11 protein-coding genes are annotated in these 13,252 nt (G+C 44.7%); 8 read left to right on the plus strand and 3 right to left on the minus strand.

What is annotated here, in order from left to right; genetic code table 11:
• Window positions 1-170: 170 nt before the first annotated feature.
• Both ligA and zipA read right to left on the minus strand, forming a co-directional pair.
• Entirely contained in the window at window positions 171-2,180 is a 2,010-nt protein-coding gene (ligA, locus tag QTN95_RS01425) for an NAD-dependent DNA ligase LigA (protein ID WP_331416076.1), read from the minus strand.
• 177 nt (window positions 2,181-2,357) lie between these two features.
• Window positions 2,358-3,236, minus strand: a complete 879-nt coding sequence (zipA, locus tag QTN95_RS01430) for a cell division protein ZipA (protein WP_138973390.1) — start codon at window positions 3,234-3,236, stop codon at window positions 2,358-2,360.
• Between the two features lie 205 nt (window positions 3,237-3,441).
• On the opposite strand from zipA, the gene cysZ reads away from it, so the two are divergent.
• From cysZ to crr, 5 genes are all read left to right on the plus strand, one after another.
• Window positions 3,442-4,179 (plus strand): sulfate transporter CysZ, encoded by a 738-nt coding sequence (cysZ, locus tag QTN95_RS01435; RefSeq protein ID WP_331416077.1) that lies wholly within the window; start codon window positions 3,442-3,444, stop codon window positions 4,177-4,179.
• Between the two features lie 334 nt (window positions 4,180-4,513).
• Complete coding sequence (gene cysK / locus QTN95_RS01440; protein ID WP_331416078.1) at window positions 4,514-5,482, plus strand: cysteine synthase A; 969 nt, start codon at window positions 4,514-4,516, stop codon at window positions 5,480-5,482.
• Between the two features lie 299 nt (window positions 5,483-5,781).
• Complete coding sequence (locus QTN95_RS01445; protein ID WP_004415108.1) at window positions 5,782-6,039, plus strand: HPr family phosphocarrier protein; 258 nt, start codon at window positions 5,782-5,784, stop codon at window positions 6,037-6,039.
• Between the two features lie 136 nt (window positions 6,040-6,175).
• Window positions 6,176-7,900 (plus strand): phosphoenolpyruvate-protein phosphotransferase PtsI, encoded by a 1,725-nt coding sequence (ptsI, locus tag QTN95_RS01450; RefSeq protein ID WP_331416079.1) that lies wholly within the window; start codon window positions 6,176-6,178, stop codon window positions 7,898-7,900.
• Window positions 7,901-8,005: 105 nt separating this feature from the next.
• Entirely contained in the window at window positions 8,006-8,515 is a 510-nt protein-coding gene (gene crr / locus QTN95_RS01455; protein WP_138973394.1) for a PTS glucose transporter subunit IIA, read from the plus strand.
• A gap of 61 nt (window positions 8,516-8,576) precedes the next feature.
• Here the strand turns inward: crr and QTN95_RS01460 are convergent, their stop codons facing one another.
• A complete protein-coding gene (locus QTN95_RS01460; protein ID WP_138973395.1) occupies window positions 8,577-9,731 on the minus strand; it encodes a 2-octaprenyl-3-methyl-6-methoxy-1,4-benzoquinol hydroxylase in 1,155 nt (384 codons plus the stop codon).
• Window positions 9,732-10,020: 289 nt separating this feature from the next.
• On the opposite strand from QTN95_RS01460, the gene miaB reads away from it, so the two are divergent.
• The 3 genes from miaB to ybeY all read left to right on the plus strand — a co-directional run bounded on the left by miaB (window position 10,021) and on the right by ybeY (window position 13,142).
• Complete coding sequence (miaB, locus tag QTN95_RS01465; protein ID WP_331416080.1) at window positions 10,021-11,445, plus strand: tRNA (N6-isopentenyl adenosine(37)-C2)-methylthiotransferase MiaB; 1,425 nt, start codon at window positions 10,021-10,023, stop codon at window positions 11,443-11,445.
• Between the two features lie 129 nt (window positions 11,446-11,574).
• Complete coding sequence (locus QTN95_RS01470) at window positions 11,575-12,678, plus strand: PhoH family protein (protein ID WP_269378073.1); 1,104 nt, start codon at window positions 11,575-11,577, stop codon at window positions 12,676-12,678.
• Window positions 12,678-13,142: an rRNA maturation RNase YbeY gene (gene ybeY / locus QTN95_RS01475; RefSeq protein ID WP_269378089.1), complete on the plus strand. Its 465-nt coding sequence runs from the start codon at window positions 12,678-12,680 to the stop codon at window positions 13,140-13,142. The genes QTN95_RS01470 and ybeY overlap by 1 nt, the downstream gene beginning before the upstream one ends.
• The last annotated feature ends 110 nt before the right edge of the window (window positions 13,143-13,252 follow it).

Raw genomic sequence — 13,252 nt, forward strand, 5'->3', positions numbered from 1 at the left:
AAAAATCACATTGAAGTGCATCGCATTTTTTTGTCAAAAGAAGATAAATTTCAATTTTATTGACCCGCTTCACAGACGCAAAAACACGCCCAACCTAGACAAAAAAGTCCTATTAATTACAAACAAAAAAAAAGCCACCATAACGGTGGCTTTCATCATTTTTTTCAGTGTTACATTAAGGCAATTAAGTCTGCTTCTGTGCGAATTTCCACACCCAGTTCCTGCGCCTTCGCGAGCTTAGAGCCGGCGTTGTCGCCAGCAAAAAGAATATCCGTTTTCTTAGACACACTACCGGTCACTTTTGCGCCAAGCCCCTCTAAGGCGGCTTTTGCATCCGTTCGCGTTAGCTGCGACAACGAACCAGTTAATACAACTATCTTGCCAGCCAAAGGTTGAGGGGCACTTGAGTCTTTCGCTTCAATATCTGGCCAATGAACACCTTGAGCACGCAGTTCATCTATCACCAGTTTGTTTTTATCCTGAGCAAAAAAAGCCGTGATATGACTCGCAACAATACCACCAATATCTTGAACTTCGATAAGTTCTTCATGACTCGCCGATTGCACCGCTTCCAATGATTTGAAATGTTGAGCTAGGTTTGCCGCCGTTGCCTCACCTACTTCACGAATCCCCAACGAATATAGGAATCGAGGCAAGGTGGTGGCTTTGGCTTTAGATAACGCATCCACGACATTTTGCGCCGATTTGGGCCCCATTCGATCGAGCACGGTTATCACACCAGCAGAAAGTTTAAACAGATCAGCAGGAGTTTCGACCATCTCGCGATCCACAAGTTGCTCGATGACCTTTTCACCTAAACCATCGACATCAAGCGCCTTTCTTGATACGAAGTGTTTAAGTGCTTCCTTACGTTGAGCCTGACACACTAAGCCGCCGCTACAGCGAGCAACAGCTTCACCTTCGACACGCTCAACAGCGGAGCCACATACTGGACAAAGAGTTGGAAACACGATCTCTTGAGCGTTTTGCGGACGGCGGTCTAAAACAATTGAGACAATCTGTGGAATAACATCGCCAGCTCGGCGAATGACAACACTATCACCAATTTTTACGCCTAGACGAGCGATTTCATCCGCATTATGCAAAGTGGCATTGCTGACCGTAACACCACCGACAAAGACAGGTTCTAGTTTTGCTACTGGCGTAATGGCGCCAGTGCGTCCAACTTGGAACTCAACATCATTTAAAAGAGTAATTTCTTCTTGCGCAGGAAACTTGTAAGCAATGGCCCAGCGTGGAGCTCTAGCGACGAAGCCTAGTTGCTCTTGGATAGCAATATTATCCACTTTGATTACAACGCCATCAATTTCATACGGCAGTTGATCTCGGCGATTGAGAATATCGCGATAGTAATCCTTAACTTGATCGAGATTTGCTACCCGTCGAGTTTCTGGACACATCGGCAGCCCCCAGCCTTTTAATTGGAGAAATCGCTCGTAATGACTTTCTGATAATGATGTCCCCTCTACCACGCCCACGCTGTAGGCATAAAAGCTCAACGGGCGCTTAGCCGTAATGCGAGAATCAAGCTGACGTAAACTACCCGCTGCGGCATTGCGAGGATTGACAAAGACTTTGTCACCTTTTTTTAGTGCCTGTTCATTGAGCTTGGCAAAACCTTCTTTAGGCATAAACACTTCACCACGCACCTCAAGTCGCTCCGGCCAGCCTTCTCCTTGCAACTTCAAAGGGATCGCTTTAATCGTGCGCACATTTTCCGTGATGTTTTCTCCTGTGGCACCATCACCGCGAGTTGCCGCTTGAACAAATAGACCATTCACGTAGAGAAGGCTTACCGCAAGGCCATCAAGCTTAGGCTCACAACAAAATGTGTCTATCTGAGTACCAGTGAGTCGATCAGACATACGCTTGTTAAACGCGTCAAGTTCGCCATCATCGAACGCGTTGTCGAGAGATAGCATTGGGATCTCATGGCTGACAGAATCAAAGCCATCTAATGGAGCACCGCCAACACGCTGGCTTGGAGAGTCAAGTGTTACTAGGTCAGGATGCTGGGCCTCAATGTCCATCAGCTCGCGCATCAAGCGATCATACTCGGCATCTGGAATTTCGGGACTATCCTCTACGTAATACTTTACACCGTGATAATGCAGGCTTTCACGTAACTGGTTTAGTTTTTCTTGAATCTGTTGCGACATAACTAACTCTGATTTTTATCTAGTTTGAATTACAGACCGCATTGATATGCAGTACGGCAATTTAGTTGCCATGAAGTATGACCATGCCAGTACAAGTTATCAATAGCCTCAAGCTGTAATCAAAAATAATAAAGGCTCCATTTAGGAGCCTTTAAATTGGGGTTCGTGGTAACACCACTACGCTGTAGCGGCGGCCTTAAACTTTTGGATTTGAGCTTTGTAAGCATCGATACGATTTGGCGTCATTAAGTTTCTCGCATCGTCGAGTACATTCGCACCAAGATCGTCAGCAATTTGCTGTGCCGTTTTTAGCATCAGTTTGAAGTTTGGATCTGGGTCACCGTAACATGGTAGTGTCATAAAGAACGAGATGCCTTTTGTAGAAAACTCTGCAGGATCATCATGCTGCAACGTCCCTGGCTGCATCATATTGGCAACGCTAAATAACACTTTTCCAGTCCCAGAAAGATCGGCATGTCGGTGGAAAATATCCATCTCACCGTAAATTAGGCCATTCTGCTGCATACTTTCAAACAGTTTAGTGCCAATAAAAGGCTCATCACCCGAGCAGTGCACATTAAGCACAATCACTTCTAATGGTGCTTCTTCAACACGGTCTGCTTCTTTAACTTCCAAAGCTTCAGACTCGGCAGCTATTTCGATGCTCGTGTCGCCAATCGGTTCAATCTCATCCAACACTTGAGTTGAAATGGATGGTACCTCCAGCTCTAGCTCGTCTTCTCTCTTAGCAGGTTGCACAGGCTCTGCTTGCTCAAGATCTTGATAACTATCAATCAACGGATCCGCTATCACTTCTTCCTGCGCAACAAATCCCGGCTCTTTACGCTCTTTTTTGATAATCTCGAAATCGTCTTCTGGAGCAAAGGCTCGTTCAGGTACTACGTCCGACTCTTCATTTTCGACATCTAACTTACCAAGTGGCTTACTTCCAAACTTGGTCTTACCTTCTTTTTTACTTGTCCATAAACCATGGAACAAAAGAGCGGCAATCGCTAATGCTCCAACAATTATGAGTACAAATCGCAGTTCCTGCATGTTTAGCTCTCATTTGTTCAATAAGACAATGCGATAACATTGCTTAGATTGAATCTGTTTAAACCTATATCTAAGTTACTCTACCAAAACTCTGGCCCGTTTTAGAACAACTTAATGTTAGAAGTTCTGATAATGTTGTGATTTTGAACACGCTTTTTTCTTGATAAGATAGAATACGTTCGTTTTTAAACCACTAAAAATCACTATGAATACACATATTCGACAGCGTTCTGGATTTGGCTATTTCTTTCATGGCTTGGAATTGGCGCTCACTCCTGGCATTCGCCAGTTTGTTGTTTTACCTCTGTTGGCCAATGTCCTACTGGTCGGTGGTGCCCTATTTTATCTTTTCTCTCACCTAGATATGTGGATTGAGCAGTTGCTAGGGCAATTGCCAGAGTTTCTTTCTTGGTTGAGCTACCTTTTATGGCCTTTGCTTGTGTTAACTATACTGGCTACGTTTTCATACTTTTTTAGTACTCTAGCAAACTTCATCGCCGCTCCCTTTAATGGGCTGCTGGCTGAAAAAGTAGAAGTTTACCTCACTGGACAAAAAGTTAATGACGATGGAATGCTGGCGGTAGTGAAAGATACACCAAGGATCCTTGCGCGAGAATGGCGCAAGTTGGTCTATGTCCTGCCAAAGGCAATTGGTTTATTTTTGCTCCTGCTCATCCCAGCTCTAGGCCAAACAATGGGCCCAATACTCTGGTTTATATTTACAGCTTGGATTTTAGCGATTCAGTATTGTGACTACCCGTTTGACAATCACAAAGTCTCCTTTAACGAGATGCGTTACAATTTGAAACAAAAACAAGGGAAGGCATATAGCTTTGGCGCACTGGTGTCGGTATTTACGACGATTCCTATCTTAAACCTTGTCGTGATGCCTGTCGCTGTATGTGGTGCGACCTCAATGTGGGTATCGGAGTTCAAGAAATAGAGGCGAGAGGTGATCTCTCTGAAGGCACGAGTCCTGTCAACATCCTTAACAATAAAGGTTCTATCAACTCACTCTCCGCCCACACCTCTCGCTGGGCGGAGCCCGATCTACATTCTCTCAGCAAGAAGTCCGCTCTCGGAGCGAAGCGTTCTTTAGGGCGAAGCGTTCTTTAGGGCGAAGCCCGCTCCTTCCTCTCACCCTTTCATATCATATAACTATTTAATCCTTTTCTCATTTTTCAAGCTGTCCTAATCTCTACCCAATAAATTATCTCCATACATACTTCTGTTTGATAACTATTAAGCAGACTGAAACAAAGATGAAGGATCACACCATGAGCAAAATCTACGAAGACAATTCTCAAACTATTGGTAACACTCCTCTAGTACGCCTAAACAAAGTAAGTAACGGTAAGGTGTTAGCGAAAATCGAAGCACGCAACCCGAGCTTCAGCGTTAAATGTCGTATCGGTGCAAACATGATTTGGGAAGCAGAAAAGGCTGGTACTCTTAAACCAGGCGTAGAGCTTGTTGAACCAACGAGTGGTAACACTGGTATTGCTCTAGCCTTCGTTGCAGCAGCTCGTGGTTACAAGCTGACTCTTACAATGCCTGAGTCAATGAGTCTAGAACGCCGTAAGTTGCTAAAAGCTCTAGGTGCAAACTTAGAACTGACTGAAGCAGCAAAAGGGATGAAAGGGGCAATTGCTAAAGCAGAAGAAATTGTTGCTAGCAATCCTGATAAGTACTTGCTTCTTCAGCAATTCAACAACCCAGCAAACCCGCAGGTTCACGAAAAAACAACCGGACCTGAGATTTGGGATGCCACTGACGGTCAAATTGACGTATTCGTTGCGGGTGTTGGTACTGGCGGTACTATCACAGGTACGAGCCGTTACATTAAGGGCGAAAAAGGCAAGAACATTGTCTCTGTCGCGGTAGAGCCAGCTGAATCTCCAGTTATCGCTCAAGCGCTAGCGGGTGACGAAATCCAGCCTGCACCACACAAAATTCAGGGTATCGGTGCTGGTTTCATTCCAGGAAACCTCGATTTAGAGATAATTGACCGTGTTGAAGCCGTGACTTCTGATGAAGCGATTGCGATGGCTCGTCGCCTAATGGAAGAGGAAGGTATCCTAGCGGGTATCTCTTCTGGCGCGGCAGTGGTTGCAGCCAACCGCCTTGCAGAACTTCCTGAATTTGAAGGAAAAACTATCGTTACTATCCTACCAAGTTCAGGTGAACGTTACTTGAGCACTGCCCTATTTGCTGGCATCTTTACTGAGAAAGAGAACCAACAGTAATATGTGTCGAAATCAATTTTTCGTCTAAAAAAGCCCCATTCAGGGGCTTTTTTGTTGATCCCTGCCTCACCTTTGGTAATATCAGGACTGTTTTATTTCTAGCTTCAAAATAAAAGCCAGATAAGAATTCATCTCAATTGCGAATGACAGCAAAGATTGAAAGCGCAATTGTTAAATTTACAACCAGTATCACTTATGACACGAATTGAACGTTCTGCAACTAGCGGAATACTATAATTGGAGTTAAGCTGATTCTGGTTAAGAAACTATCAAAATATAAATCAATTGGGGTATATAACATGTACGAGAAGCAAGTAGAAATCACTGCAGAAAACGGCCTTCACACTCGTCCAGCTGCACAGTTCGTTAAAGAAGCTAAAGCATTCGACGCGGACATCACTGTGACTTCTAACGGCAAAAGCGCTAGCGCGAAGAGCCTTTTCAAGCTACAAACTCTTGGCCTAGTTAAAGGTACAGTAGTTTCTATCTCAGCTGAGGGCCCACAAGCTCAACAAGCTGTTGACCACCTAGTTGCTCTAATGGATCAACTACACTAATTCGGTCTCCTATTTTCAAAGCCATTTTGCCAACGCAAAATGGCTTTGTTGGAAATAGGCCAAAATATAAGCTACAACTATTCGTTAGCGCACTCATTATCTCCCGTTTTAAAGTTGACCAATTTAAGGTAAGGCTATGATTTCAGGCATCCTAGCATCTCCTGGTATTGCTATCGGTAAAGCACTACTACTTCAAGAAGATGAAATTGTCCTAAACACAAACACCATTTCTGATGATCAAGTTGAAGCAGAAGTTGCGCGTTTCTATGACGCTCGCAACAAATCATCTGCTCAGTTAGAAACTGTTAAGCAGAAAGCACTTGAAACCTTCGGTGAAGAGAAAGAAGCGATCTTTGAAGGTCATATCATGCTTCTTGAAGACGAAGAGCTAGAGGAAGAAATCCTAGCACTGATTAAAAATGACAAGATGCACGCTGATAACGCGATCTACACGGTTATCGAAGAGCAAGCATCGGCGCTAGAATCTCTAGACGACGAATATCTAAAAGAGCGAGCAACTGATATCCGTGATATCGGCTCTCGTTTTGTTAAAAATGCTCTAGGCATCAACATTGTTTCGCTAAGCGATATTAACGAACAAGTGATCCTAGTCGCTTACGACCTAACACCATCTGAAACTGCGCAAATCAACCTAGACTACGTTCTTGGTTTCGCTTGTGACATCGGTGGTCGTACTTCTCATACATCTATCATGGCTCGTTCTCTTGAACTTCCAGCGATCGTTGGTACTAACGACATCACATCGCGCGTTAAGAACGGCGATATGCTGATTCTTGATGCGATGAACAACAAGATCGTTATCAACCCATCAGAAGCTGAGCTAGAAGAAGCAAAAGCAGTTAAGGCCGCTTTCATCGCAGAGAAAGAAGAGCTGGCTAAACTGAAAGATCTACACGCAGAGACTCTAGACGGTCACCGTGTAGAAGTTTGCGGTAACATCGGTACTGTTAAAGACTGTGACGGTATCATCCGTAACGGTGGTGAAGGCGTAGGTCTGTACCGTACTGAATTCCTATTTATGGACCGTGATGCCCTACCAACGGAAGATGAGCAATACGAAGCTTACAAAGAAGTCGCTGAAGCTATGAACGGTGAGTCAGTGATCATCCGTACTATGGATATCGGTGGCGATAAAGATCTGCCGTACATGGATCTTCCTCAAGAGATGAACCCGTTCCTAGGCTGGCGTGCAGTGCGTATCAGCTTAGATCGTCGTGAAATCCTACGTGATCAGCTACGTGGTATCCTACGCGCATCTGCGCACGGTAAACTGCGCATCATGTTCCCAATGATTATCTCTGTTGAAGAAATCCGTGAACTGAAAAACGCTATCGAAGAGTACAAAGCTGAACTACGTGCAGAAGGTCTTGCATTCGACGAAAACATCGAAATCGGTGTCATGGTTGAAACACCAGCAGCAGCAGCGATTGCACACCACCTAGCAAAAGAAGTGGCTTTCTTCTCTATCGGTACTAACGACCTAACTCAATACACGCTAGCCGTTGACCGTGGTAACGAGATGATTTCTCACCTATACAACCCACTGTCTCCAGCTGTACTAACCGTGATCAAGCAAGTTATCGATGCATCTCACGCTGAAGGTAAGTGGACTGGTATGTGTGGTGAGCTTGCGGGCGATGAGCGCGCTACGCTACTTCTACTAGGCATGGGCTTAGATGAGTTCTCTATGAGCGGTATCTCTATTCCTAAAGTGAAGAAAGTTATTCGTAACTCTAACTTCGCTGAAGTGAAAGCGATGGCGGAAGAAGCTCTATCTCTACCAACTGCAGCTGAGATCGAAGCAGTTGTTGAGAAATTCATCGCTGAGAAAACTCAATAACCAACTAATTCCAATGAGATAGACGGTAAAAAAAGTCGTCTATCTCTCTATATTGGTATACTATAATTCGACAGAATTAAATGAAAACGTTAGGAGCATGACACAATGGGTCTGTTTGACAAACTTAAGAAGCTAGTATCTGACGACAGCGCTGACGCTGGTGCAATCGAAATCATCGCACCTCTATCTGGTGAAATCGTAAACATCGAAGATGTGCCAGATGTTGTTTTTGCTGAAAAAATCGTTGGTGATGGTATTGCTATCAAACCTGCTGGTAACAAAATGGTAGCTCCTGTAAACGGTACTATCGGTAAGATCTTCGAAACGAACCACGCGTTCTCTATCGAATCTGACGATGGTGTAGAGCTATTTGTTCACTTCGGTATCGACACTGTTGAGCTGAAAGGTGAAGGCTTCAAGCGTATCGCTGAAGAAGGTCAAGCAGTGAAAGCTGGCGACACTATCATTGAGTTCGATCTAGCACTACTTGAAGAGAAAGCAAAGTCTACTCTTACTCCAGTTGTTATCTCTAACATGGACGAAATCAAAGAGCTGAACAAGCTTTCTGGTTCTGTAACTGTTGGTGAAACTCCAGTTCTACGTGTAACTAAGTAATTTTTACTTAGCTAGATATTAAAAAACGCAGCCGATGGCTGCGTTTTTTTTGCTTATCTTGTTACTTCAACCCCAAGGCATATTTCAGCACTTGAGTTTTCAGAGGTCCTGCATTCTCAGCGACCTTAAGTGCCGCATTTCTTAACAGTTTAAGCGGCGCAAAATCATTGCTGAAACCCTTATAGAAAAAATCCATCCCGGATTGCATTAGCAAGTTGTCATAACGCCTATTACGTTCATATTGCACAAGTAAGGATTGAGTTAATACCTCGTGATTTTGAGTGGCCGTCAGCAGCGCTTCGACATCTTTAAATCCAAGATTCACACCCTGTCCAGCTAATGGATTGATAGTATGTGCAGAATCACCGACTAACACACAGCCTAATGCAGAATAGCGTTGAGCATGACGGCGCGTTAACGGAAACGAACCGTATTGAAGCACTTCGATATCGCCCAATTCCGCAGGAAAGTAAGCCAATACTTCTTCTCGAAGTTGTGCTGGCGTCATCGCACATAACTGCCTGATGCGCTTTGGTGAATCATACCAAACCAGTGAACCTTGATTGCCACATAATGGCAAAAAGGAACGAGGGCCTGATGGGGTGAACTGTTGCCACGTAATATCTTGCTGTTCGATCTCAGTTTTTACGTTGATTAGCATACAGTGCTGGCGGTAATCCCACGCGGTAACCCCTATCCCCGCTAGATCACGAACCTTTGAATTCGCTCCATCAGCGCCAACCACCAAATCAACCACCAGTTCTTCTCCCGAGCTGAGAGTCACTTTCGATACTTCACCAAACTCAATATCAGATAAGGTATCTGGACAGCGTAAACTAATATTCGAGTAGTGGGAGAACTGAGCCCACAATCCAAGCTGAATCAGGCGATTTTCAACAATATAACCCAGACGATCCATACCAAGTTCGTCGCAATGAAAACGGGTTCGGCACTCAGGATGCTCCCACGTCTCTAAACGGCGGTATGGACACACGCGCATTTGTGATGTCGTATGCCAAGCCCCAAGCTCACTCAAAATATCGACCGAATGCTGTGATATCGCAGAAACACGTATATCCATAGGTTGCTCAGGGGAGAACTCTTCAGGTGCTGTGCCTTCGACAACAACTACCTTCCGCCCCTGTTTAGCGAAGCCCACTGCAACTGCAGCTCCAACCATACCACCACCGATAACTGCGACATCAAATCTGCTCATATTTTGCACTTCAATTACTTGATAAATTGACTGTTTTTTATTGTACGTTTTCATTACCAAAATGTAACGAAAAACCTTACCCACTATCAGGGCAAACCCCTTGCGCAATATAGGGTTTAACTGTTTTTGCACCAACACTAGTCAGTAGGTTTTTAAAGCAGTACAATACGCGGCTTACCGCCGAGATGGCGGCTAAAATAAGGTCACCCAAGCATGTAGATGCGAGTGACTCACTGGAAATATTGGGCGATTTGCTCCCTTAATTTAAACTAACGATCGAGCGAACAACATGAGTAAAAAACTGCTAATTAAAACCTGGGGCTGCCAGATGAATGAATACGATTCGTCTAAAATGGCGGATCTACTGAACGCGGCTAACGGCTATGAGCTGACAGAAGAACCAGAAGAAGCAGACGTGTTATTACTTAATACCTGTTCTATCCGCGAAAAAGCGCAAGAGAAGGTATTCCACCAGCTAGGTCGTTGGAAAACCCTAAAAGACAAAAAGCCAGGTGTTGTGATTGGTGTTGGTGGCTGTGTAGCAACACAGGAAGGCGACCACATTCGCGAACGTGCACCATTTGTAGACGTAATTTTTGGTCCTCAAACACTTCACCGCTTACCAGAGATGATTAAACAGTCTCAACTGGATGAAGCACCGGTGATGGACATTTCATTCCCTGAGATTGAAAAGTTTGACCGTCTTCCAGAACCACGTGCAGAAGGCGCAACTGCTTTCGTTTCAATCATGGAAGGCTGTTCTAAATACTGTACTTACTGTGTAGTGCCATACACTCGTGGCGAAGAAGTTAGCCGTCCAATGGATGATGTTCTGTTTGAAATTGCTCAATTGGCTGACCAAGGCGTGCGTGAAGTTAACCTACTGGGTCAAAACGTTAACGCTTACCGTGGTCCGATGCACGATGGTGAAATCTGCTCATTTGCTGAACTGCTTCGTCTTGTCGCATCGATTGATGGTATTGACCGTATCCGCTTTACTACTAGTCACCCACTAGAGTTTACTGATGACATCATTGCGGTATACGAGGACACACCAGAGCTAGTAAGTTTCTTGCACCTACCAGTGCAGAGCGGTAGCGACCGTATTCTTACGATGATGAAACGTCCACACACGGCGATTGAGTACAAGTCAATCATCCGTAAGCTACGTAAAGCGCGTCCTGACATTCAAATCAGCTCAGACTTTATTGTTGGTTTCCCAGGCGAAACGGCAAAAGATCATCAAGATACAATGAAGTTAATTAAAGACGTTGATTTTGATATGAGCTTCAGCTTTATCTTCTCACCACGCCCAGGTACGCCTGCGGCGGACTATCCATGTGATGTTCCAGAGCAAGAGAAGAAAGAGCGTCTATATGAACTACAGCAAACCATTAATGCTCAAGCAATGCGTTACTCTCGCTTAATGCTTGGTACTGAGCAACGTGTTCTTGTTGAAGGTCCTTCTAAGAAGAACCTAATGGAGTTACGTGCTCGTACAGAGAACAACCGAGTGGTTAACTTTGAAGGTGGTGCGGATCTTATCGGTCAATTTGTTGATGTTAAGATCACTGACGTATTCGCTAACTCTCTTCGTGGTGAGCTAGTGCGTACAGAGAAAGACATGGATCTGCGTACAGTCATTTCACCGACTCAAATGATGGCGAAAACCAAGCGTGAAGATGAGTTAGGTGTAGCAACATTTACACCTTAATTACGACTCTTCGCTACTAGAAGCTTGAAAATACCTCTCTAAGTGACCATCTTAGAAATAGGTATCGTAACCATTCGAAGCCCGGTCTAAATCGGGCTTCATGGCAATGGTCAAATATGAGAGGCAACTTTGAGCACGAAAATCGTTACGCTAGAAATCAATCTAGAACCTTCTGACAACCGCCGTTTAGCCAGTCTTTGTGGTCCTTTCGACGACAACATTAAACATCTTGAACGCCGCCTAGGTGTTGAAATCAGCTACCGTGGCAACTTCTTTACCATCGTTGGTAAACCACATACTTCCGCGGCCGCCTTGGAAATCATCAAAACACTGTATGTTAATACTGCGCCAGTCCGCGGCAACATTCCCGATATCGAACCTGATGAGATCCACTTAGCGATCAAAGAGACTGGTGTTCTAGAGCAAAATGTAGAATCCAGTATTGAACATGGCAAAGAAGTGTTCATTAAGACCAAGAAAGGGGTGATCAAACCTCGTACTCCAAATCAGGGACAGTATCTGGTCAATATGGTCACTCATGATATTTCATTTGGCGTTGGTCCAGCGGGTACGGGTAAAACCTATCTTGCTGTTGCCGCAGCCGTTGATGCGCTAGAGCGACAAGAAATTCGTCGAATCCTGCTGACTCGACCTGCTGTCGAAGCGGGTGAAAAGCTCGGTTTCCTTCCGGGAGATCTCAGCCAGAAAGTCGACCCTTACCTTCGTCCACTTTACGATGCTCTATTCGAAATGCTCGGATTCGAAAAGGTTGAAAAACTGATTGAACGAAACGTTATCGAAGTCGCCCCACTTGCCTATATGCGTGGTCGAACTTTAAATGATGCGTTTATTATTCTCGATGAAAGCCAGAACACCACTGTAGAACAGATGAAAATGTTCCTCACTCGTATCGGCTTCAACTCTCGAGCGGTGATCACTGGCGATATTACTCAGATCGACTTACCTCGTGGTGCCAAGTCTGGTCTGCGCCATGCCATTGAAGTTTTAAGCGACGTCGAGGAAATCAGCTTTAACTTTTTCCAATCTGACGACGTCGTTCGTCACCCCGTTGTGGCACGCATTGTTAATGCCTACGAGAAATGGGAAGCTCAAGACCAAAAAGAGCGCAAAGAATACGAGAAACGTCGCCGCGAAGAGCGTGAAGCAAAACTTATTGAAGCCCAAGTTGCAGCTGCACCTCAACCTGAAGTGACAACAGAGAGCAAACAGTGATGACAATCGAACTTGATCTACAATTAGCTGTCGAAGATGAAAGCGGCTTACCAAACACTGAAGATTTTCAACTTTGGTTAAGCTCATCCGTTACCAAGTTTCAGCCTCAAGCTGAAGTGACCGTTCGAATTGTTGACGAGCAAGAGAGCCAGCAGCTCAATAGCGACTACCGTGGAAAAGACAAACCGACTAATGTGCTGTCTTTTCCTTTCGAAGCGCCACCAGGAATGGATATCGACCTACTTGGCGATTTAATCATCTGCCGTCAGGTTGTAGAACGTGAAGCCATCGAGCAAAACAAGCCTTTAATGGCTCACTGGGCGCATATGGTTGTACATGGTAGTCTGCATCTGCTAGGTTATGATCATATCGAAGATGACGAAGCCGAAGAGATGGAGTCACTCGAAACTGAAATTATGCAAGAGATGGGATTTGATGATCCATATCTTGCTGAAAAAGAGTAGTCAAGACTCAACCGTAACCAGCAAGCAGAGTCGCCTCTCTCGCTGCAAGCTGATGTCTTACTACTAATGTGTGCTATCACACTTCTGATAGCGTTACTTAAATGAGAAAC

It is taken from the genome of Vibrio sp. M260112 (assembly GCF_036533775.1).
Taxonomy (GTDB): Bacteria; Pseudomonadota; Gammaproteobacteria; order Enterobacterales; family Vibrionaceae; genus Vibrio.